Source organism: Arthrobacter sp. D3-18 (assembly GCF_054408525.1).
In genome coordinates this window covers 3,862,795-3,884,151 of record NZ_CP096440.1, presented here as the reverse complement: position 1 = coordinate 3,884,151, position 21,357 = coordinate 3,862,795, and the positions used below count along the sequence as shown (strand labels likewise).

Sequence of the window (21,357 nt, the reverse complement as noted above, 5' to 3'; positions counted from 1 at the left end):
CCTTTAGATGCTGCGAACGTGCGCGGGGTCTGCTGTGCTGCCCCGTTGCACGATTCGTCCCGTGGGGACGTGGACCACACTCTGGACTGCGCCCGAGTACGTCTCCATCAGGACATCCGCCACTGTTCGCCCCAATTCATGGACGTCCAGGCTGAGGACAGACAGGGGAGGGGAGGCGAGCCGGCAACCTGGCCCGTCGTCCCATGCCAGCAAGGAAACATCGTGGGGAACTTCCAATCCCAAGTCCTTGGCCGCGCCCAAACCCGCCACAGCCATCATGCTGTTGTCATAAATGACTGCGGTGGGAGGAGTGGAAACAGACAAGATTTCCCGTGTTCGCAGATCCCCGGAAGCGGCCGAGTAGTCACCTTCTACTGACAGCCCTGTGACTCCCCGACGCTCAAGGGCCTGGTCAAAAGCCACACTGCGGGACTTTGTGTGGTGGAGGTGCGCCGGCCCGGAGACGCGTCCAATGATCTTATGTCCGAGGCCGGAGAGGTAGTTGACGGCCATTTCCATGCCGCCGGAATTATCGACATCCACCAGTGAGGCGCCATCCACCGGTGGGCCACCCAGGATGACAACAGGCAGGCCGAGCTCCAGGCAGAGTTGCGCCCTGGAATCGTCCTCTTGTGAGTCCGCAATAACCACCGCGTCCACGTCTCCACTTTCGGCCCACCGAGGATACGCCTTCAGTTCCTCCTGATAGGAGGTGAACTGCCGCAGGAAAACGCTGGCACCCTCCACATCAAGGGCCTCTTCCATGCCTGTCAGGAGATCCTCGAAGAAGGGGTCGGTGCCGTGCGGTCCGTTCTTACTCTGAACAGCCAGACCAAAACGTGGTGGCCGATTGCTTGTCGATGCGGCATTGTCCATGTGCTAAGTATGGCTTCGACCGGCAATACTTAGCACATGAGCCGAGCCCTGAAACGTCCATGACCGTCCTGCCCTCCTCGTCCATCACACCCACCAGCAGGGCCTTGATCCTTGACCGCGTCAGGGCAGAAGGCCCTGTCAGCCGCGTGCAGTTGGCCGAACGAACCGGCCTGACGCAGGCGTCTATCTCCAACCTGGTCCGCTCTCTTCTGGGTGAAGGTTTGCTTGTAGAGACAGGTGAACGGACCTTCACCGGAGCAAAGGGCAAACCCCGCGTTCTTCTTGGGCTCAATCCCGCAGCGCGCTGCAGCGTAGGTGTCCAGCTCGGCGCGGACTGGATTGTTATTCTCGTGACGGATGCAGCCGGGTCTGTCCTCGCCCGGACACGGATACGCGGCGCCCGATCGAGGAATCCTCAGGAGGTGGTCCAGGACGTAGCCGGCCATGTGAACGTGCTGCTGGGAATGGCGAACCAAGAGCGGGACATTGTGGCGGGTATTGGTCTAGTGGCTCCCGGCGCGTTGGATCTCGACGCCGGTTCCATCCTCTCGTCGCCCAGCATGCCTTTGTGGGAAGGCTTCCCCGTGAGGGAAGCCATGAGGGAGGCTACGGCCCTGCCCACGTTGTTGGACAATGTTGCCACTGCTGCCGCCATGGGCGACTTTTGGAGCGGTGCCATCCCGGACGCCACAGCCCACTGCACCCTTTACATGGGTGCCAGCATCAGCGCCGGGTTGCTCATTTCCGGGTCGCTATATCGTGGCGCCAGCTCGAACGCCGGTCCCCTGGGAAGCGTGCGCTTCCAAGGGGACCGGCGGTCAGGTTTGACGCTGGAAGAAGTGGCTGGACCACGGGCTGTTGCCGAGCGCGCGCGGGAAGCCATATCAGCCGGCAAGACCACCATGCTCAAGCTCTCCAGTGATAACGATCCGTTCAGTGACTTCGCAGTGATTGCAACAGCAGCCGTCCATGGCGATCCGCTGTCAGTGGCCCTCATTGAGGAATCCGCAGAATATGTGGCCGATGCCGTCCTGGCTTTGGTGAACATCCTGGATCTGGATTCGGTGACCTTTGCCGGACCGTCTTTCACCACGGCCGGTTCGTTGTATTTGCCCATAGTTGAACAGCGACTCCGTGAAGAGGCTTTTGCTTCGCTGAAGCACGGCGTCACGGTGCGGTTGGCAACACAGGTAACGGACGCGGCGTCGGTGGGCGCCGCTGCCTTGATGCTTCAACAGAGCATCAACCAGCCGGCGGCCAACCTGCCGGGACAGTACAACTAGCCGGCTTTCAGCTCATCCAGGTAAATCGTTCCTGTGGTGGTCGTACCGTCAGGAACCTGGTTGATGAAGATGTTGAACTGGGAGAGATCCTTGAGGTCCTCCGCCGTTATCCGTCGTGTTGCGTTGGCCGTGTCCCAAGGTGCGGGCCGGAAATCGGCAAAGGGGATGCTGATGTTTTGGCCTTCCGTACCATTCAGCGATGGATACGCCTCATAAGCCACCCCACCGCAGACCAGCTGCAGAACAAGTTTCTGCTGTGATCCATCCGGCTTCAACCACAGGGAAAGAGCGTTGAAGCCGGACCAGTCGCCTTCTATCCGGCGGGTGATCCCGGTGTAATTCTGGAGCCTGAAGTCGTAGTCGAAGCGCAACGAACGTTCTCCGCCTCCCACAGGGCTGTTGGACAGCGAAATGGAGTTGGCCCCCACTGCGCTGTACGTAGCCCGGAGCTCACTGTCATCGGCGTACGTTTCAAAGTCGTCCACCACACCCGGAGCCGCAGCTGGCTTAGCGCCAAGGACAATTTGTTGCCGAGCGGTGAGCTGGGCGTTCCCGGCGAGTTCGGCGGTCACAGTGAGGCTGGTCCGCGTATTAGTCAATGCAGCTTCGGGCACAGCCAGGGTGCCAATGAAGTATCCGGAAGCAGCATCGTAGGCCAGTTGCTGCTTGGCCCCGTCATCGCCCACTGTGAACCAGGCGTGCTTCGCTTTTGCGTCGCTGACACGGACGCGGACAGTTGTGCTGAGCTCCGTGATCCGGGCTCCATCAACAGGGGAGACCACATGCAGGGCGGGCGCATGATCCGAGGCCTTTACCTTTCGCTGCCAAACCTCACTCGCGGACAAACCTCCGCTGAAAACCGTAAAGTCATCTGCCGCAAACGCTTGGAAGTCCGGAAGCATTTCGTGCTCCGCCAACTCCCCGGTTGCCGGATAGGGCACGAAGAACTGGCCGGTCCCATAGTTGGTCCATGTCAGCATCCACGCCATCCGCCGGGCATCGGGGTCGGATTTGAGTGCTGCCAGCACATGGCTGTACCAGGCGGTATCCGCGTTCTGCCCGTTCGGCTTGAGGGCTCCGCTAACACCAACTTCCGTCAGTGCCGCCACCTTGCCCCGCTCATCTGCGAGGCGCGAGATCATGCCCAAATCCGCTACGAGCCCATCCAGCCATTGTTGTGAGCCGCCGGAACTGTCGTAGTTGTCGTACCCGAGCACGTCCACGAAGGCGTCACCAGGGTACGTGCGCAGGAAAACATCGCTGGTACCGCTGAAGCCGCCGCCCGGCGAGTAGGAGTAGAGGAAGTTGTGCACTTCTTTGGTGTCTCGAAGATATTCCACGGTGTAGCGGAACAGTTCGATGTACTGGGAGGAGGAGGCGTGGGCTGCTCCCCACCAGAACCACGATCCTGCATTTTCGTGGAACGGACGGAACACGATCGGGATGGGCTCGCCGTTTTCGTCAACAGCGGCCTTCGCGATCCTGGCTACCCGGTCAAGGTAGTCCGTGAAAGCTCTGTTTTTGTCCCCACCGGGCATAATCCGCGGGACCACGCCACCGTCAGTGTCGTCAAAGGCTCCACCAGTAACGAAGTTGTCCATGTGGGCGGAGAAGGTTTGGATACCTCCAATTTCGTCTGCTGCTTTGACCAGGCTGACCGTGTGCTGGAAGTTCTCCTCCGGCGTGGGGCTGCCGGGGGCAGAACCGTATCCTTCATGGCCAAAATCCCAGCCGAAGACCGCTGGATGCTCTCCGGTGGCTGCCTTGACGTCGGATTGGAAACCGTCGGCGCTCTCCGCGGGGAACGTTACGCCAAATTCCGTGTCCTGCTGGTGGCCGAAGAGGATGCCCTGGCCCTGCTGGGAGCGTAGGTAGGCAAACAATGAAGCCGTCCGGGGCGTTGCTTGGGGATCAACGATTGAGACGCGTTCCGGAGCCCCGGAACTGCTCGGCGAAGGTGGAAGGGCTGCCAACGCCGGTGCGGCAGTAGAGGATGCTAAGGCGGCAATGAGCACGGTCAGGCCGCACGTGCGCAGGCGGCGAAGAAACTCACTTGATGATTTCAATGTGGTCCTGTCTTCTCGGGGGATGCAACGGCGCATCGCCTCGGACCACAGTAAGTGATTAACTTAAGTAGGTAAAGATATTTAATTCTGCTGCCTTGTGGCCGACTTAGGCCCCCACCGTTTTCAGATAGTTGCGGATTCCGTCCACCACCATTTGGTGGTCCTCGTCCGACGACAACCCGGACACCGTGATTGTGCCGACCACTCCGGCGCCTCGTACGCGGATGGGGAACGAACCGCCGTCGAGCGTGTAGTCCTCCGGGGCCAGCCACCCGCCGCCAAGGGGGTTGCGTTCGGCAAATTGTTCACCCAACAACGCCGTGCTGTGCTCAAACCGCAGCACGGCAGCAGACTTGCGGCGGATCCACTCTTCCTGGTCGGCGGTGGAACCGGGCAGGACGCAGCGGAAGAGCACCAAGTTGTGCCGGCGAATGTCGATCGCTACCCCGAACTCCGAGGCGATGGCATGGTTGGCGATCAGAGATCCGAGCCGCCATGCGTCATGGTGATCGAATGAAGCGAAGACCAGCTCTTCTTCCTGCTGACGCAGTTCGGCAAGGCGCGGTGAATCACTCATTCTTGGGTTCCTTCCAGGACAGTGTCAGATTCATAGCGAAGCCCGATTTGCTGACGAATCTCGTCCATGGCAGCCATGATGGCCACGGACTCGCCCGGCGGCAGGACCGTGCCCGCAGTCTCGCCCGTACGGATCAGGCGTTCGAGTTCTGCTGCCTGGTACTGCATGCCCCGGCTGTTCACGGGCTGGTCATAGCGCTCCACGACAGTGCCATCAACGCCGAAAACCGTGAAGGGGACGGGGTTGTACCAAGTGTGCTCGATGTCGATCCAACCTTCGGTTCCGATGACCATCGCGCGGTTGGCGCTGGCGGCGTCCAACTCGCAATCAACGATCGCCTGAGCACCGTCGGCGTATTCAAAGATCGCAGCCGTTTGGCGGTCCACTCCGGTAGCCGACATGGAGGCGCTGGCCTTGATCGACGCAGGCGTGCCCAGAGTGTCGAAAGCAAAGGAGATCGGGTAAATGCCCAGGTCCAGCAGCGCTCCGCCACCGAGCGCGGGATCGTTGAGCCGGTGGGCCGGGTCCTTGGGAAGGCTCTGGTTATGTGTGGCCACCACCTTCCGGACGTCACCTATAGCGCCGGCGGCAATAAGCTCCCGGACGCGGATCATGTGGGGAAGGAACCGCGTCCACATGGCCTCCAAGGCCACAAGCCCCTTGGACTCTGCCAGGTCGACGATGTCCTGAGCCTCGCGGGCGTTCATGGTGAACGCTTTCTCCACCAGCACGTGTTTGCCCGCATTCAGTGCCAGCAGGGCGTTCGCGTGGTGGAAGGGGTGCGGCGTGGCGATGTAGACCACGTCAACCAGCGGGTCTGCCACCAGATCTTCATAGCTCCCGTGCGCGGCGGTCACTCCGTACTTTTCGGCGAAAGCCTTGCTTGAGTCCAGCGAACGGGATCCCACAGCCTGTACGGTGAAGCCATTCTCTTTCAGGTCCTGGGTTTGGAGCCCGGCAATAAATCCTGTGCCGAGTATTCCCCAGCGGATCGTTCCGTCGGAGGTGCCATTGCTGAGGGTCACGTGCTTAGTCCTTTGCGGAATCTGGAAACGAGTCAGTGAGCGGGTACGCCACAAACGCAAAACGCTCGGAATCCGGCGACCAACTGTTGACGTTGAGGGTACCTTGGCCGCCGAAAAGTGGCCATGTATGGAGGGGAACGGCCCAGTCCTCGGTTGAAACAAGTACGACGTCGACCGGCAAGTCGGCTGGGTGGCCTTCAGTGCCGCTGGGGAAGCTGATGTAACTGGCGTAGCGGCCATCGGGGGAGAGATGCGGGAACCAGTCGACGGTTTTGGACGTGAGGAGCTGCTCGAATCCGCTGCCATCCACCTGGATCCGAGCCAGTTGGGCGTGGCCGGGCGCGGAAGTGAAGGACTCCGTATTCAGGTAGAACCACTTCCCGTCGGGCGAATATTCCGGCCCGTCGCAGTGGCCGGGACCGACGTCGACGCTTGCGGCAGCGCCGCCGTCGGACGCTATGGTCATCAGCCGTCCGGGCCGCGTGAAGTCGCCCGCCTCGATGCCCACATATGCCAACTGTGCACCATCCGGGCTGACCCCGTGGAGGAAATGGAAGGAACCGTCATCATCGGTGATCCTGCTGGCCGGGCCACCGGAAAGCGCGGCACGGTAGATGTGGCCATCGTTCGCGGAGAGGAAGATGCTTTCGCCGTCGGGTGCCAGGACGTGATCATTGTTCAGGTCGGGGATGCCTGTCAGCGGAACTTCCCGAAGTGAACCAGCGCCGGGATCAAAGCGCCATAGCCTTCCGTCCCCGTTCAGGATGAGTGCCGTGCCGTCCAGGGTCCAATTGGGCGCCTCGAGCAGTACTTCATCGGTGGAGAACACCAGCTCGGCGTCGCCGGTGACCGACGCGATCCACACCTCGCAGCGCTGGTTCGGTTGAAGGGTGCGGATCACGTCGGGTTTACCTAGTCTTTGCTGCTGAAGGCGGCGTCGAAGCTGGTTTGCGACGCCGGGAAGTCGAACTTCTTGAGCGCCGCCAGGGCTTCGGGGGCGCCGTGGAGACGGTCCATTCCGGCGTCTTCCCATTCCACCGAGATGGGTCCGTCGTAACCGATGGCAGTGAGGGCACGGAAGGATGATTCCCAGGGCACGTCGCCGCGCCCGGCGGAGACGAAGTCCCAGCCGCGGCGCGGGTCACCCCAGGGCAGGTGCGAGCCCATCACGGTGTTCCGGCCGGTGGGGCGGAGCTTGGTGTCCTTGCAGTCCACGTGGTAAATCCGGTCCTTGAAATCCCAGATGAACGACACGGGATCGATGCCCTGCCACATGAAGTGGGACGGGTCCCAGTTCAGGCCGAACGCGGGCCGGTGGCCGATCGCTTCGAGGGTCCGGACGGTGGTCCAGTAGTCGTAGGCGATCTCACTCGGGTGGACTTCGTGGGCGAAGCGGACCCCGCATTCGTCGAAGACGTCCAGGATGGGGTTCCACCGGTCCGCGAAGTCCTGGTAGCCGGCCTCGATGACCTTTTCCGGGACGGGCGGGAACATGGCGACGTATTGCCAGATGGAGGAGCCGGTGAACCCGACGACGGTATCCACTCCCAACGCGCGGGCGAGGCGGGCGGTGTGTTTCATTTCCTCGGCCGCACGTTGGCGGACGCCTTCGGGTTCTCCGTCGCCCCACACACGCGAGCCGACGATGGCTTCGTGGCGGAAGTCGATGGGGTCATCGCAGACGGCCTGGCCTTTGAGGTGGTTGGAGATGGCCCAGACCTTCAGGTTGTACTTCTCCAGGACGGCGAGTTTGGATTCGACGTAACCGGGCTCGTCCCAACGCCAGGCGTCCAGGTGGTCTCCGGAGACGGCGATTTCCAGGCCGTCATAGCCCCAGCCCGAGGCAAGGCGCGCGACTTCCTCGAAGGGGAGGTCAGCCCACTGGCCGGTGAACAGGGTGTACGGGCGGGGCATGTCAGGCTCCTTCAATAGGGTTTGCGTGTAGCTGGATCAGTGAGCTTTTGGCGGCGGCAGACTCTTCCACGGCGGCGAGGATGTGTTGGACGTTCAGGCCTTCTTCGAACGACGGCGACGGAGCCTTTCCGGAGGCGATGGCCGTCAGGAAGTCCCGGATTTGGTGCGTGAAGGTGTGTTCCCAACCGATGATGTGACCCTGTGGCCACCATGCTTCGAGGTAGGGGTGTTCGGGTTCGTTGACCAGGATCCGACGGAAACCCTGTTCGCGGACGGGGGCTGTGGCGTCCAGGAAGCCGAGCTCATTCAACGCCTCGAGGTCGAAAAGGATCGTGCCCTTGTCACCGTAGATTTCGAGCTTGAGGGAGTTCTTCTGGCCTGTGGCCACGCGCGAGACTTCCACCGAGGCGATCGCTCCGGAGGCGAGGGTCAGCGTGGCCCAAGCGGCGTCGTCGACCGTCACATCTTCAGGGCCGTTCACGCCGGGGCGGCGGTCCACGAACGTGTGCAGGCGGCCTGAAACCTCGGTGACGGCATCGCCGAGGAGGTACAGGACCTGGTCGATGGCGTGCGAGGCGATGTCGCCCAGCGCCCCGGATCCGGCGGTTTCCTTGCGGAGGCGCCACGTCATGGGGGAATCGGCGTCGGAAAGCCAGTCCTGCAAGTACGCCGCGCGGACGTGCCGAATGGTGCCGAGACGTCCTTCGGCAATGAGCTCGCGGGCCAGGGCCAAGGCGGGGACGCGGCGGTAATTGAAGCCGATCATGGACTGGACGCCGCGGGACCGGGCAGCAATGGCGGCTGCGGTCATGGCTTCGGCTTCGGCGATGGTGTTGGCCAGCGGCTTCTCCACCAGGACGTGTTTACCTGCGGCCAGTGCGGCGGTAGCGATTTCGGCGTGCATCCAGCCGGGGGCGCAGATATCCACGATGTGGATGTCGTCCCGTTCAATCACGGAACGCCAGTCAGTGGCAGACTCGGCCCAACCGTACTTGGCGGCGGCCTCGGCGACCGCACCGGCGTCCCGGCCCACGAGCACTTTCTGCTCGAAGGCCGGGACGTCGAAGAAGCTGGCCACGTTCCGCCACGCGTTCGAATGGGCCTTTCCCATGAAGGCATAGCCGATGGCGGCAACCCCTAACGGGGAGGATGCCGGGCTTTCGGCCGGGGAAGGCGTGTGGTCGGACGGGTGGGCGGGGGTGGTCATGTTCTTGTTCTCTTCCTATCGCTTTGCGGGCTGCTAGAGCGTTGCGGTTTCGGGCGCCCAGTCCTCAGGGAGGGCAGCCGAGACGGGTGCATTGCTGGTGACGTCCACGAATGAGCCGGATTCCACGGACTCGGCGATCGAAACCATGCTGTCGAGCACGTGGTAGGCGAGGTCACCCGTGGCGCGGTGTGCGGTGCCGGCACGCAAAGCGCGGGCCATGTCCAGCACGCCCAGGCCGCGGCCGTTGGCCGGACCCGTGGCAGGGATGATCTCCGGTTCTTCCGCGCCTGGACGCCACAGCTTCAGGTCGCCGTCGAAGTAGTTCGGGTCCGGCAATGACAGCGTAGCTTCGGAACCGGTGATTTCGACGAAGCCCATCCGCAGGCGCGGCGACTCGAAGGAGAACACGCTGTGCGAGGACTGGCCGCCCTCGAACTGCGCCATCGCGGACACATGCGTGGGAACCTCGACGGCGAATTCCTCGCCCGCCTTGGGGCCGGAACCGATGATGCGGGTCGCTTTGGCGGAGGAGCCGACGGCGGCCACCTTGCGGATAGAGCCGAACGTCTGGATCAGGGCGGTGAGGTAGTACGGACCCATGTCGAACAGGGGGCCGGCGCCGTGCTGGAACAGGAAAGCAGGGTTTGGGTGCCAGGACTCCGGGCCGGGGGTCTGGAACGTGGTCATACCGGTCAGCGGCGTGCCGATGTCGCCACGCTCGATGATCCGGCGCGCGGTTTGCAGGCCAGCGCCCAGGAACGTGTCCGGGGCGGTGCCGAGGCGGATACCCGCCGCGTCCGCCGCTTTGAGCAGGCCGAGCCCGGATTCACGGTCCAGGGAGAACGGCTTCTCGGTCCAGACGTGCTTGCCCGCATTGACGGCGGCGGTGGCGACCTCGACGTGCGCTGCCGGGATGGTCAGATTGACGATGATTTCGACGTCAGGATGGTTCAGTGCCAGCTCGGGGGCACCGAATTCGGGGATACCGTATTCCTTGGCCCGTGCCTCGGCGGCCTCGACGAAGAGGTCCGCGATCACCAGGACCTTGAGGTCCGGGAAAACGGTGAGGTTGTCCAGATACTGCTTGCTGATGTTGCCCGCGCCGATGACGGCCACGCCGACCGGGCCCTTGCGGGTGGATGGTGCGAAGCTCATGCTTGTACTCCTTCGGCTGCCTTTGCGCTGGCTGCAGCGGTGAGGTAGTTCAGGCTCTCAGTGATGCCCTGGAAGATGTCTCCCGAGTAGTCGTCGAATTCAACCACGCCAACTTCCAAGGACTTGGCAGCAGCGATGACGTCCAGCACGGGGATGGTGCCTTGGCCGGCAGGCTGCTGTGCCTTTGTATCAGTGTTGCCCGGGCCATCCTTGATGTGGATGAGCTTCACACGGTCGCCCAGACGGGCGAGCAGTTCCACGGGGTCCTGGCCGCCGACGGCAACCCAGTACGTGTCGACCTCGAGGACGAGTTCCGGATCCAGCAGTCCTTCGAAGTACTCCAAGGCGGTCTTGCCTTCAATGGTGGACTCCAGCTCCCAGGCGTGGTTGTGGTAACCGACGCGGATGCCGTATTCAGCACCCTTCTTGGCTGCAGCATTGAGCTTGGCTGCCGTGCCCTGGATCGTCTCGGCATCCTGCCAGTGCTCGGCAGGGAGGAAGGGATCGATCACGGTGGTGATGCCCAGTTCCTTGGCGGCTGCGAAGATTTCGTCCTGGTCTTGGCTCAAAAGCGGTGCGTGGCCGGAAGGAGCGGTCAGGCCGTTCTCCTTCAAAGCCGCGCCAAGTTCCTTGGCGGTGGCCACGAAGTTGTACGGTTCAACCTGCGTGAAGCCGATCTCGGCAACCTTCTTGATGGTTCCAGGCAGGTCCTCCTGGATGGCATTGCGGAGGGTGTACAGCTGGAGTGAGTACGACATTGTTTTCCTTTGCGGGAGAGGTTGTGTAGGGAATTCAGGGAGTTGGCGCCAGTCTAGTTAGCGCCCGGCAAGGGAGCCACCGATTCCGCCAACACTGAAGTACTTATTCAGGGTGGCGAAGACGATGATCGGCGGAAGCATCATGACCACGGCCAAGGCCATCACGGATGTCCAGTCCGTGGCGTTCTGCTGGAAGAAGGATTGGACACCCATCGGAAGCGTGAAAATCTCGTTGGAACGCAGGAAAACGATAGCCACGAGGTAGTCATTCCAGGCCAGGAGGAAGGCGAAGATGGCCGTGGAGAGGATGCCTGGCAGCGAGTTCCGCAGCACCACTTTGGTGAAGGAACCAAACACCGAGCAACCATCAATCCAGGAGGCTTCTTCGAGGCTGATGGGGATGGAGTCGAAGTAGGCGGCCATCATCCACGTGGCCACAGTCATGGTGGAACCGACGTAGATGATGGTGATGCCCAGGAGGTTGTCCACCAGCCCCATGCCTGCGAACAGGATGAACAGCGGGACCACTGAGGTGATGATCGGCAAGGATTGCATGACGAACAGCAGCAGCGAGTAGCCGGAGACTGCCTTGGACCGGCCGCGGGAGAGGACGTAGCCGGCGGGTGCGGCCACGGCCACGGAGACCACCACGGTGGAGAGCGTAGTGACCAGGCTGTTCTGCAGCCACGTGGCAGCCAGGGTCCCGTTGAAGACATTGGCGAGGTTCTCGAAGGTGAGCCCGGTTGCCGTGCTGTTGACGCCGGGGGTAAAGGCGAGGACCACGGTGACCATGATGGGAACCAGGACGATCACCGTGATGGCCAGGATCAGGGCGAACCGCCACCAGCGTCCGCGCATGCCGGCTTCGGAGAGGACGCGGCGGTTCTTGCCCGTGTCTGTGATGCCGAGGGCCGGGCCGGATTCGGGGTGTGCGTGGAGTACAGCGCTCATTTATTCGACGCTCGACTTTCGGATCTGGCGGTACAGGATGACTGAGATGACCACCAAGGTCATGGTCATGAGGAAGGCGATGGCGACGCCGGGGCCGGTGGCAAAGTCCTGGAAGACCGTGCGGTAGGCCAGTACCACCAGGGAGGTGGTGGCACTGACGGGACCGCCGCCAGTGAGCAGGTAGATGGTGGGGAAGTCGTTGACGCAGAAGATCGTCATGAGGATCCACGAGATGTACGTGGAGCGTGCGATCAGCGGCAAGGTGATCTGCGTGAACTGCTGCCAAGGGCTGGCACCGTCCATGCTGGCGGCTTCATAGACGGTGGTGTCAACGGAAGCCAAGGCCGCGGAGATCATCATCATCATGAAGGGGAAGGACACCCACACCTTGAAGACCATGACGGTGATGGAGGCGAGGGTCGGATCGGCAAGGAACAGCGGGGTTCCCAGGCCGAGGCCCCTGAAGATCGACGGGATCAGGCTGTCCGGGGTTGCAACGAGCCAGTTCCAGGCGGTGGAGGAAACCACGATCGGGACAACCCACGGCAGGAGCAGGAGCACCTTGAAAGTGTTGCCGGCGGGGATTTTGGTCCGCAGCAACAGGGCCAGGCCCAGGCCGACCAGCCAGGAGCCGAAGACGCCCACAATGGTGAACCAGAGCGTGAACTGTGCGGCTTTCCAGAACGCGGGCGAGGACAGGACGTTGGCGAAGTTCTCGCCGCCCACGAAGTTGCCGGTCTGGAGCAGGTCGCCGTCGTGGGTGGCTTGGACTGCGGCATGGATCAGCGGGTAGCCGTGGATCAGGACCAGCAGGACAACCGACGGGAGTAACAGCCAGAAGAAGGTCCTGGTGGTTTGGGCGCTGAGCTTGCTCTTGCGCCCCGGGGCTGCCCCCGAGCCGCCGGGGGCGAGCCCCCGACGGGCCCGGGACAGGCCTGATGGTGCGGTAGTTGATGACATGGCAGGTACCGTTCTACTTCTTCAGGACCGATTCGAGGCCGGACTGGAAAGTCTGCAACGCGGTCTTCGCGTCGGTTGCCTGGCCGGTCAGGATCGACTGGCTGAACTGGTTCAGTGCCTGGCCGCCGTCGAGTGCTGCAAGGTTGGCGTTGAGGGTGCTGCCCTGGGAAGCGAACGTCTTGGCAATGGGCTGCCAGTCCTTGACGATCTTGACGTTGTTGGGGTCATCGGCGAATTCGGGGATCTCAGTGATGGACTTGAACACGGGGAGGGCGGACATGAGCTTCTGCTTCCAGAGTTCCTTGAGCTGGCCCAGGTAGTAGACCAAGAACTCTTCCGAGGCTTCCTGTGATGGCGTGTTCTTGTACATCATGATGTTGTTCGGGAACACGATGGTGGCCTTGTCGCCGTGCGGACCCGTGATGGGGTCGGCCACCAGCAGATCGCCTGACGTGTCACCCACGCGCTGCGGAACATTGACCTGGAACAAGCCGAAGCCGGCCTTGCCGTCCTTCCACTGTGCTGACATGTTGTCCGTGGTGTAGCTGACGGCCGCGGGATCCACGATGCCGTTGGAAACGAGTTCCAGGACGAATTCCATGGCTTCGACGTTGCGGTCGTTGAGGAGGTCCAGCTCGCCGTCCTTGCTCCAGACGCCGCCGCCGTTGTTGACCATCATCATGATCATGGAGTGGTTGCCGTAGTTGTTGCCCGAGCCAGCGCCGGTGGCGAAGCCGAACGCGCCAAGCTTCTTCAAGGCCTTGCCGGCTTCCAGCAAGGACGGCCAGTCGGTAGGAAGGGCCACGTTGGCCTTTTCGAATAGCGACTTGCGGTACCAGAACACGCGCATGTCCAGCTGCCACGGCACTGCTACGTAGCCCTTGTCCGACTTGAACGGGTCCAGCACGCCGGGCAGGAAGTCATCAAACTGCCCATTGGACTTCAACTTTTCAATGACCTTGTCCGCGTAAGCGATCTGGCCCTGCTGCTCGAACTGGAAGGCCTGGAAGCCGCCACCGGTGGACACGGCCGGTCCGGTCTTGGATGCGATGGCCGACGAGAACGTCTGGTAGAAGTTGTTCCACTGGATGATCTGGTAGTTGGCCTTGGCGCTGTTCGCACCGGAGAAGCCTTCAGCGATCTTCTTGGCGGACTCGTTGTAGGCCGGCGTTGCCCATGGCATATCCCAGAACTTGACCGTTCCACCGGCGCCGCCTCCTCCGCCCTGGGTGGCTGAGCCACCGCCGCAGGCGGCCAGCAGCGGAACGGACGCTGCTGCCGCGGTCAGGCCAAGGAAATTGCGGCGGGAGAAGGCACGAGTAGCTGCGGACTGAACATTCATAGTGATTCCTTTCGGGACCGGCAACGTGATTTTGGCGTTGGTCTTCCGGTCCAGCTCAACTTTGAGTAGGGCAAACGGATACTGAATGGCTTGGTAGTGCTGTTGTGGTGGTGATTCAGGAGAGGATTGCGATGGATTCCGACGTCGCGGCGAATCGCTGCAGATCGGAGGGGCTGGTGCCGGCGTCGAGGTGTTCCTTGAGCCGGCGCCAAGTGGCGCGGTGAGCAGATTCGTAGATCGTGGGAAGAAGCAGTTCGCCTTGCGGGCCAGTGACCCTGACAATCGCCGGCCATGCAGCAAGCGGTTCCGGCAGCGCGACGCTGACGCCGCCGTCGTCGGTCAACAGGGTGATGTTCACGCCGGCCGGACGGGCGCTGGTCACGATGCCCTGCAGGGCAACCGGCGCGCCGTTGGCGAGTACTGCCGTCGTCGTGTAGCCGCGGGGTCCACGGGTCAGGACTGTGAGGTTGGCCAACGGTCCGGTGACGCGTACGACGGCGGCAAGATGGTCCGCGAGCAGCTCACCGGAGTCGGTTCCCACCGGAGCGGTGGCGACAGTGTCGAGGACGGCGGCGCGGCCCGCCATGGAACGGACCGCGTCCTCGGCTGCGGGGATAGCGGGGTTGGAGGCCCACCGCTGGTCGAGGACAATAACGGTGCCGCTTTGTTGAGCAGTTGTCTGCAGGGGCCCGGTGTCCTCGGTTGCGGGGTTGACCACAACCACGCCACGGGCTCCTGCGGTGATGGCTTGGGCGGCTTGTGCGGTCCAGCCAGGCCAGCCGGCGATGACATGGACGTCGGCGTGGTTTTCGCCAGCGGCCGGGCCGAAGGACTCGGGAAGGGAAGCGACGGCCAGTGCTACGGCTCCGGCCACCTGGGCCTCCGGAGTGGCCCGGACTGTGTACTGCTGGCTCATGCGTGGGCTCCTTCGGTGACGCCGGGACGGACTGCTTGCTGTTGGGCCTCGAGGTTGGCAACCGTGGCGTCGGCAATGTCGAGTGCGAAGGTGAGGTCGTCAATGAGGGTCTGCGCCGAAGGGGGCTGCTTGGTTCCAGCGGCCAATGCGGCCAGTTCACGCCACTCGCCCTCGTAGCCGTTGTGGTCGAAGGGGCCAAGCACTGTTGTTCCGGTTCCGCGGGTGAAGGTGGCCACGGCGGACCCCGCCTGCACATAGGACGGAGTGAAGTCGAGGCGGAGGGCGGCGTCGTCGGAGATGGCTTCGAAGCTCCACTCGGGCTTCCAGGTGTTGTTCATGGCGGCGCGGAGTTCGATGGTCCGGGTGGGCGTGCGCAGGGAGATGACGTAGCCGAAGGGGCGGACATGGCGTGCATCCAGAACTTCGATGTCCTTGAAGTCCGGGGTGAACCTGCGAATCAAGGGAAGGTCGTGGATGGCCAAGCCCATGATGCCGCCGCGGAGTGCGCCCTTGATGACCTCCGGATCTGAGTAGTCGGGGGCGCCGCCCGCTGGACGGGTAATGATCTCGGTGGCGAAGTCTTCGAAGCGGGCGTTGGGCGGAAGGACGATGGAGGAGCGGATCGTGTGGACGTTCTCTGGCAGATCTCCCCAGTTTTCGCTTGCGGCGAGCCAGCCTGGATCGAAGGTGTGCATGGCGCCGACGATGATCGGCACCCCGGTTTCCGCGCTGACGGCGGAGATCTGTGCTGCTTCCTGCGCGTTCATGGCGAAGGGCTTCTCGCACAGGACGGCCTTCTTACCGGCGCGGCAGGCGGCGACCACCTGTTCTGCGTGGAACTGGTGAGGGCTGCAGATCGCGACAATCTCGACGTCAGGGTCACCGAGGAGGGTTTCGATGCTGGTGCTGTGTGCGGCACCCACCCGGGCTGCAACCGACTCAGCCACGGCGGGGTCGACGTCCATGATGTGGCGGACGGTGAGGATGTCGCCCAGTCGGGCGAGGGACGGCAAGTGGATGGCCTGGGTGACCGGGCCGGCGCCGAGGATGCCAACACCCAAAGTACGGGCGGCGTCAGTGTGGCTGGACAAGTTCAGTTACCTCTTCGTAAGCGGACTGGCTCTTGAGTGGAAGGGGAAATCGATGCTGCGGTGGCTCTTCATCGAGGTCTTGCTGTGCTGCTCATCACAACCTAGGGGGACTTTTGTCGAGCGTCAAGCAAAAGTTGAAATATTGCCGACAAACTTCTGTTGCATGACACGCATAAGCAATCGTGCTTCACTAAAGGCATGACAACCGCCGCCGGAAACGACCCCGGAATTACCTCCGTCCTGGAGGCCGGCAATCTCTCGCGTGCTGGTGACCTCTTCCAACTTCTCCGCGACGGCCAGGCCCGCACCCGGGCCGAGCTCGCAGTCACCACTGGGCTGGCCCGTTCCACTGTCGCTTCCCGCATTGATGCGCTGATCAGTTCGGGTCTGGTTGGACCCGCTGGTGAGGCGAGCTCCAGCGGAGGAAGGCCGCCGTCGCGCTTTGCCTTCAACCCCGCCGCGCGCGTGGTCCTGGCGGTCGACGTCGGTGCTACCCACGTGATTGTTGCCGTCACTGACCTCGGCGGCAGCATCCTCGCCGAACGGCGACTGGGGCAGGAGGTTGCAGACGGACCAGAGGTAGTCCTGGGTCGCGTAGTGTCCGCCGGCCGCGAGCTTCTTGCCGAGGCAGGGCGGGAACCCGGCGACCTCGCCGGCATGGGCATCGGACTGCCCGGGCCCGTTGAACATGACACAGGGCGGCCGGTGAAGCCGCCCATCATGCCGGGATGGGACGGATTCGACGTCGCCACTTACGTTCAGCGCTCGTTGCCCGTTCCGGTGTTGGTGGACAACGACGTCAACATCATGGCTTTGGGCGAACGCACCGCGTACTGGCCGGACCACGACAATTTCCTGTTCATCAAAGTCGCTACCGGCATCGGCGCAGGCATTATCAGCAGCGGACAATTGCAGCGTGGTGCCAACGGCACCGCCGGCGACCTCGGCCACGTCCGGGTTCCCCGCGGCGACGACGTCCTGTGCCGGTGTGGCAACCATGGCTGCCTTGAGGCGCTTGCCTCAGGTCCCGCCGTCGCGCGCCAACTCCAATCGCAAGGACTGGAAGCTACCAACGGCGCGGACGTCCTACGGCTTGTTGATGAAGGCAACCTGCAGGCAATCCAGGCGCTTCGGCAGGCCGGGCGTGACGTCGGCGATGTTCTGGCAACCGTGGTGAACCTGCTCAATCCGTCCATGATCATCATCGGCGGAAGTGTGGGCGAGGCCGGCGAGCACCTCGTGGCAGGCATCCGCGAAGTGGTCTACCGGCGCTCCCTGCCCCTGGCCACCACACACCTGCGCATCGGTATTTCCATGGCTGGAGACCGGGCGGCCATCCTCGGCGCCAGCCAGATGGTCACGCAGCATGTCTTGTCGCCGGCAGTGATTGAAGCCACGCTCCAAGCAACGGGATAAGCGCTCCATATGGCCTTTCGCGGCGCGGGAGCGTGATAGCAATGAAAGTGATGAAAACGCTTCCTGTCACATTTCGGCCTGTCCCGTGAGCCAATTTCTTGCCAAGATTCCCCGCGGTTGGCTGATCCTCGCGTGCATCGGGCTGATCGCCCTCAACATGCGAGGCCCTTTCGTGGCCGTGGCGCCCGTGGTGGACTCCCTTCAGCAAGACCTTGGGTTCTCCCCGGTTGAGCTTGGACTGCTGACCGGCATCCCGGTGCTCTGCTTCTCCCTCGCCTCGCCCTTGGCCTCACTGGCGGGCCGCCGTCTCGGGGCAGAAGTCGCCGTGATGCTCACCCTTCTTGGTGTGCTGGCTGGCGTAGTGATCCGCTCCAGCGGTGCTGGCGTTTCGGTCATGGTGGGCACGGTCATCATTGGTGTGGCCATCACTATCGGCAACATAGCAGTGCCACTCATCATCCGACGCGATTTCGCGCCCCGGCGCCAGGCAACGGCCATGGGCGTCTACACGGCCGCTCTCAACGTTGGCTCGTTCCTCACTTCCGTGGCCACGGCACCCCTTGCAGAGCTGGTGGGATGGCGACTTGCCTTGGCTGCGAGCGCGTTGTTGGCTTTGGCAGCCATCCTGTTCTGGGTGCCCACTGTTGGTGCTCGGAAGGCCTTTGTTCCCCTGGCAGTTCCTGCCCCGACTGCTTCCTTGTCCGGTCGTGTTGCGGGTGTTCGGTGGCTGACCGTTGGCCTCACTCTGGGCTTCGCGGGCCAAGCTTTTTCCTACTACGGGGTTACCGCCTGGCTGCCGAGCTTCCTGTCCGACGAACTCGCCATGGGCACCGCCGACGCCGGTGCAGGCTCCTCGCTCTTCCAGATCTTCGCCATTGTGGGTGGCCTGGGCGTGCCGCTCCTGGCCCGTTTCGCCAGTACGACGACGGTGGCGGTCACCTTGAGCGCGTTGTGGCTTACCGTTCCCGTGGGTCTATTGCTGGCGCCTTCGTGGTGGTGGATGTGGTCCTCGCTGGGCGGAGTTGCCCAGGGTGGCGGCATCACGGTGATCTTCATTGCCATCATCAAATTCGCGCAATCACAGGCCGCCGCCGGGAAGATGTCCGCCGTGGTGCAAGGCGTTGGTTACTGCTTCGCTGCACTGGCTCCCACGGTCGTTGGCTTCGTGCACAGTGTTACCGGGGGTTGGACGGTTCCGCTGTTCGTGATCCTTGGCTCGGTGCTCGCGTTCTGCGTGTGCACCACGTTGTCCGTGCGCTGGGTGGCCCGGCAGCGCTAGGTTTGGCCTTCGCTAGCCCAGCCCAGCCCTGCCCGGCCCAGCCCTGCCCTGCCCTGCCCTGCCCTGCCCAGCCCTGCCCTGCCCTGCCCAGCCCTGCCCGGACCGCCCTGCCCGGACCCGCCCTGCCCGGCCCAGCCCTGCCCGTTTCGGGGGTGCCGTGCGCAGCGTGCCGTGCGCACGGCACACTCCGCAGCCGGCCGTCGAATCGGAGGGGGAGCAGCGAAGCGGAGAGCCGTGGCGCAGGAGGTGGGAGCCGCCGTCGTGCCTTGCTTAGCTCACGCGCCCAGCCTTGCCCGTTTCGATGGGTAGCTGCGGGTTAGACGGTAGGAAGCGTCTTGTGCGCAGCCGGCCGTCGAACCGGAGGCGGGGCTGTAGTTGTCCCCTGCCTGAGCCCTGCCCGTTTCGGGGGTTCCCTGCTGAACGTGCCGTGCGCACGGCATGCTGCGCAGCCGGCCGTCGAATCGGAGGGGGAGCAGCGATACGGAGAGCCGTCACGCAGGAGGTGGGAGCCGCCGTCGTGCCTTGCTTGGCTCGTGCGCCCAGCCTTGCCCGTTTCGATGGGTAGCTGCGGGTTAGACGGTAGGAAGCGTCTTGTGCGCAGCCGGCCGTCGAACCGGAGGCGGGGGGCTGTAGTTGTCCCCGGCCTGAAGCCCTGCCCGTTTCGGGGGTTCCCTGCTGAACGTGCCGTGCGCACGGCACGCTCCGCAGCTAGGCAGCGAAGCGGAGCGCCGTGGCGCTCGTGGGCATGGGAAGGCCCCGTTGCTGGGCTGCCTCCCGACGGTCGGGGTCACTTGTTGCGAAGAGTGCAGGCAGCCCAGCTTCGGGGCTTGATGTGTGTCGCTACCCAGTAATGCTAGGCGGCGACGAGTTCCTCTTCCGTGGCCTCTTCACGGGCCTCGGTGAGGAAGCGGGCGTACGCGGGGATGGTCAGGAAGGTGGGGAATTCTTCGGCCAGGGTGACTTCTTCGAAGATGGCGCGGGCGTCAGCGAAGCGGTCTCCATCGAAGCGTTCCAGGCGGGCGTATTCCTCGTCCAGCATGTCTTCCACCCATTCGCGGGTGATGATGTCGCCGTGGTCGGTGATGGCGTGGGAGTGGATCCACTGCCAGAGCTGGGAGCGTGAGATTTCGGCGGTGGCGGCGTCTTCCATGAGGTTGTGGATGGCCACAGCTCCGTTGCCGCGCAACCAGGACTCGATGTAGCGGATGCCCACCTCGATGTTCAGGCGAACGCCGCCCTCGGTGATGGTGCCTTCAGTGCTGGCGATGTCAATCAGTGCGCGGTCATCGGGGGTGACGTCCTCGCGGGAGCGGTCCAGCTGGTTGGGGCGGTCTCCGAGAACTGAGTCGAACACTTCGCGGCATACCGGCACCAGGTCGGGGTGGGCCACCCAGGATCCGTCGAAGCCGTCGTTGGCCTCACGGGTCTTGTCGGCACGGACCTTCTCGAACGAGGCGGAGTTGGCTGCTTCGTCCTTGCGGTTGGGAACAGCGGCAGCCATCCCACCGATCGCCATGGCACCGCGGCGGTGGCAGGCACGGACCAGTTGCTCGGTGTAGGCACGCATGAAGGGCTGGGTCATGGTCACCTGGCCGCGGTCCGGGAGCACGAAACGCGGTCCACGGGTACGGAAGTTCTTGATCAGGGAGAAGATGTAGTCCCAACGTCCGGCGTTCAACCCCGAGGCGTGATCGCGCAGTTCGTACAGGATCTCCTCCATTTCGAACGCGGCCGTGATGGTTTCGATCAGCACCGTGGCACGGATGGTGCCCTGCGGAATCCCGAGCAGGTCCTGGGCCAGGACGAAGATGTCATTCCACAGGCGGGCTTCGAGGTGGTTCTCGATCTTCGGCAGGTAGAAGTACGGTCCCTTGCCCTGGGCGAGCAGGCGGCGGGCGTTGTGGAAGAAGAACAGGCCGAAGTCCACGATGCCGCCGGCGATCGGCTTGCCGTCGACCAGCATGTGCTTCTCCGGCAGGTGCCAGCCACGGGGGCGGACCACGATGGTGGGGAGGTCCTCGGCAGCTTTGAGCTTGTATTCCTTGCCCTCAGGGGAGGTGAAGTCGATGCGGCGCTCCAGTGCATCGGTCAGGTTCAGCTGGCCCTGGATGACATTGCGCCACGTCGGCGTGGAGGAGTCTTCCATGTCAGCGAGCCAGACCTTCGCACCCGAGTTCAGGGCGTTGATGGTCATTTTCTTATCCACCGGACCCGTGATCTCCACGCGGCGGTCCTCCAAGCCCGGAGCCGGGGGAGCCACACGCCACGACGGGTCGTTCCGGATGCCCTCAGTTTCAGGGCGGAACCGCGGGTCTTGGCCGGCCGCGATTTGCCCACGGCGGGCGTGCCGAGCCTGCATCAGCTCCTGACGACGATCAGCAGTAGCCCTGTGCAACTTGCCGATGAACTCCAAGGCGTCCGGCGTGAGGACCTCGTTCTGCCGGCAGATGGGCTGCGCGGTGATGGTGATGCCATTGATAGTGAAGTTGTCAGTGAAGCTGTTCATTTCAAAACTCCTAAGAAAAGGTTCGACGGCGGCAC

18 protein-coding genes are annotated in these 21,357 nt (G+C 63.2%); 3 read left to right on the top strand and 15 right to left on the bottom strand.

Annotation, left to right across the window (positions count from 1 at the left end; genetic code table 11):
• Positions 1-3: 3 nt before the first annotated feature.
• A complete protein-coding gene (locus tag M1D89_RS19990) occupies positions 4-876 on the bottom strand; it encodes a LacI family DNA-binding transcriptional regulator (RefSeq protein ID WP_498646286.1) in 873 nt (290 codons plus the stop codon).
• A 59-nt stretch (positions 877-935) separates the two neighbouring features.
• Here M1D89_RS19990 and M1D89_RS19985 point away from each other — a divergent pair, with 59 nt between their 5' ends.
• The gene (locus M1D89_RS19985) at positions 936-2,159 is read left to right on the top strand and encodes an ROK family transcriptional regulator (protein ID WP_498646284.1); all 1,224 of its coding nucleotides are present in this window, start codon (positions 936-938) and stop codon (positions 2,157-2,159) included.
• Here M1D89_RS19985 and M1D89_RS19980 read toward each other — a convergent pair.
• From M1D89_RS19980 to M1D89_RS19920, 13 genes are all read right to left on the bottom strand, one after another.
• Positions 2,156-4,225, bottom strand: a complete 2,070-nt coding sequence (locus M1D89_RS19980) for a glycosyl hydrolase (protein ID WP_498646282.1) — start codon at positions 4,223-4,225, stop codon at positions 2,156-2,158. The two genes, M1D89_RS19985 and M1D89_RS19980, sit on opposite strands and share 4 nt — an antisense overlap.
• A 106-nt stretch (positions 4,226-4,331) precedes the next feature.
• Complete coding sequence (locus M1D89_RS19975) at positions 4,332-4,802, bottom strand: heme-degrading domain-containing protein (protein WP_498646280.1); 471 nt, start codon at positions 4,800-4,802, stop codon at positions 4,332-4,334.
• Positions 4,799-5,827 carry a Gfo/Idh/MocA family protein gene (locus M1D89_RS19970; RefSeq protein ID WP_498646278.1) on the bottom strand — a complete coding sequence of 343 codons (1,029 nt, stop codon included), beginning with the start codon at positions 5,825-5,827 and terminating at the stop codon, positions 4,799-4,801. Before M1D89_RS19970 ends, M1D89_RS19975 begins: the two co-directional genes overlap by 4 nt.
• A 4-nt stretch (positions 5,828-5,831) precedes the next feature.
• Positions 5,832-6,728 carry a TolB family protein gene (locus M1D89_RS19965; protein ID WP_498646276.1) on the bottom strand — a complete coding sequence of 299 codons (897 nt, stop codon included), beginning with the start codon at positions 6,726-6,728 and terminating at the stop codon, positions 5,832-5,834.
• 11 nt (positions 6,729-6,739) lie between these two features.
• A complete protein-coding gene (locus tag M1D89_RS19960; protein WP_141283227.1) occupies positions 6,740-7,741 on the bottom strand; it encodes a sugar phosphate isomerase/epimerase family protein in 1,002 nt (333 codons plus the stop codon).
• 1 nt (position 7,742) lies between these two features.
• Positions 7,743-8,948: a Gfo/Idh/MocA family protein gene (locus M1D89_RS19955; RefSeq protein WP_498646273.1), complete on the bottom strand. Its 1,206-nt coding sequence runs from the start codon at positions 8,946-8,948 to the stop codon at positions 7,743-7,745.
• 33 nt (positions 8,949-8,981) lie between these two features.
• Positions 8,982-10,103 (bottom strand): Gfo/Idh/MocA family protein, encoded by a 1,122-nt coding sequence (locus tag M1D89_RS19950; RefSeq protein ID WP_498646271.1) that lies wholly within the window; start codon positions 10,101-10,103, stop codon positions 8,982-8,984.
• On the bottom strand, positions 10,100-10,861 hold the full coding sequence (locus M1D89_RS19945) for a sugar phosphate isomerase/epimerase family protein (RefSeq protein ID WP_498646269.1): 762 nt from the start codon (positions 10,859-10,861) through the stop codon (positions 10,100-10,102). The genes M1D89_RS19950 and M1D89_RS19945 overlap by 4 nt, the downstream gene beginning before the upstream one ends.
• A 57-nt stretch (positions 10,862-10,918) precedes the next feature.
• Entirely contained in the window at positions 10,919-11,812 is an 894-nt protein-coding gene (locus M1D89_RS19940) for a carbohydrate ABC transporter permease (RefSeq protein ID WP_498646267.1), read from the bottom strand.
• Positions 11,813-12,772 (bottom strand): carbohydrate ABC transporter permease, encoded by a 960-nt coding sequence (locus tag M1D89_RS19935; protein WP_498646265.1) that lies wholly within the window; start codon positions 12,770-12,772, stop codon positions 11,813-11,815. It abuts the gene before it with no gap.
• 13 nt (positions 12,773-12,785) lie between these two features.
• Entirely contained in the window at positions 12,786-14,114 is a 1,329-nt protein-coding gene (locus M1D89_RS19930) for an ABC transporter substrate-binding protein (RefSeq protein ID WP_498646263.1), read from the bottom strand.
• Between the two features lie 115 nt (positions 14,115-14,229).
• Positions 14,230-15,030 (bottom strand): hypothetical protein, encoded by an 801-nt coding sequence (locus M1D89_RS19925; RefSeq protein ID WP_498646261.1) that lies wholly within the window; start codon positions 15,028-15,030, stop codon positions 14,230-14,232.
• Complete coding sequence (locus M1D89_RS19920) at positions 15,027-16,121, bottom strand: Gfo/Idh/MocA family protein (protein WP_498646259.1); 1,095 nt, start codon at positions 16,119-16,121, stop codon at positions 15,027-15,029. Before M1D89_RS19920 ends, M1D89_RS19925 begins: the two co-directional genes overlap by 4 nt.
• 198 nt (positions 16,122-16,319) lie before the next feature.
• On the opposite strand from M1D89_RS19920, the gene M1D89_RS19915 reads away from it, so the two are divergent.
• Together M1D89_RS19915 and M1D89_RS19910 are read left to right on the top strand one after the other, a co-directional pair.
• Positions 16,320-17,537: an ROK family transcriptional regulator gene (locus M1D89_RS19915; protein WP_498646257.1), complete on the top strand. Its 1,218-nt coding sequence runs from the start codon at positions 16,320-16,322 to the stop codon at positions 17,535-17,537.
• A gap of 85 nt (positions 17,538-17,622) precedes the next feature.
• Positions 17,623-18,816, top strand: a complete 1,194-nt coding sequence (locus tag M1D89_RS19910; protein ID WP_498646255.1) for an MFS transporter — start codon at positions 17,623-17,625, stop codon at positions 18,814-18,816.
• Positions 18,817-19,669: 853 nt separating this feature from the next.
• Here M1D89_RS19910 and aceB read toward each other — a convergent pair.
• On the bottom strand, positions 19,670-21,322 hold the full coding sequence (aceB, locus tag M1D89_RS19905) for a malate synthase A (protein ID WP_498646254.1): 1,653 nt from the start codon (positions 21,320-21,322) through the stop codon (positions 19,670-19,672).
• Positions 21,323-21,357 lie beyond the last annotated feature (35 nt).

What these genes read in the sequence shown, in the direction of transcription:
- M1D89_RS19990 (WP_498646286.1), bottom strand. Translation starts at nt 876, where the DNA reads ATGGACAATGCCGCATCGACAAGCAATCGGCCACCACGTTTTGGTCTG.
- M1D89_RS19985 (WP_498646284.1), top strand. Translation starts at nt 936, where the DNA reads ATGACCGTCCTGCCCTCCTCGTCCATCACACCCACCAGCAGGGCCTTG.
- M1D89_RS19975 (WP_498646280.1), bottom strand. Translation starts at nt 4,802, where the DNA reads ATGAGTGATTCACCGCGCCTTGCCGAACTGCGTCAGCAGGAAGAAGAG.
- M1D89_RS19960 (WP_141283227.1), bottom strand. Translation starts at nt 7,741, where the DNA reads ATGCCCCGCCCGTACACCCTGTTCACCGGCCAGTGGGCTGACCTCCCC.
- M1D89_RS19955 (WP_498646273.1), bottom strand. Translation starts at nt 8,948, where the DNA reads ATGACCACCCCCGCCCACCCGTCCGACCACACGCCTTCCCCGGCCGAA.
- M1D89_RS19950 (WP_498646271.1), bottom strand. Translation starts at nt 10,103, where the DNA reads ATGAGCTTCGCACCATCCACCCGCAAGGGCCCGGTCGGCGTGGCCGTC.
- M1D89_RS19945 (WP_498646269.1), bottom strand. Translation starts at nt 10,861, where the DNA reads ATGTCGTACTCACTCCAGCTGTACACCCTCCGCAATGCCATCCAGGAG.
- M1D89_RS19940 (WP_498646267.1), bottom strand. Translation starts at nt 11,812, where the DNA reads ATGAGCGCTGTACTCCACGCACACCCCGAATCCGGCCCGGCCCTCGGC.
- M1D89_RS19935 (WP_498646265.1), bottom strand. Translation starts at nt 12,772, where the DNA reads ATGTCATCAACTACCGCACCATCAGGCCTGTCCCGGGCCCGTCGGGGG.
- M1D89_RS19930 (WP_498646263.1), bottom strand. Translation starts at nt 14,114, where the DNA reads ATGAATGTTCAGTCCGCAGCTACTCGTGCCTTCTCCCGCCGCAATTTC.
- M1D89_RS19925 (WP_498646261.1), bottom strand. Translation starts at nt 15,030, where the DNA reads ATGAGCCAGCAGTACACAGTCCGGGCCACTCCGGAGGCCCAGGTGGCC.
- M1D89_RS19915 (WP_498646257.1), top strand. Translation starts at nt 16,320, where the DNA reads ATGACAACCGCCGCCGGAAACGACCCCGGAATTACCTCCGTCCTGGAG.
- aceB (WP_498646254.1), bottom strand. Translation starts at nt 21,322, where the DNA reads ATGAACAGCTTCACTGACAACTTCACTATCAATGGCATCACCATCACC.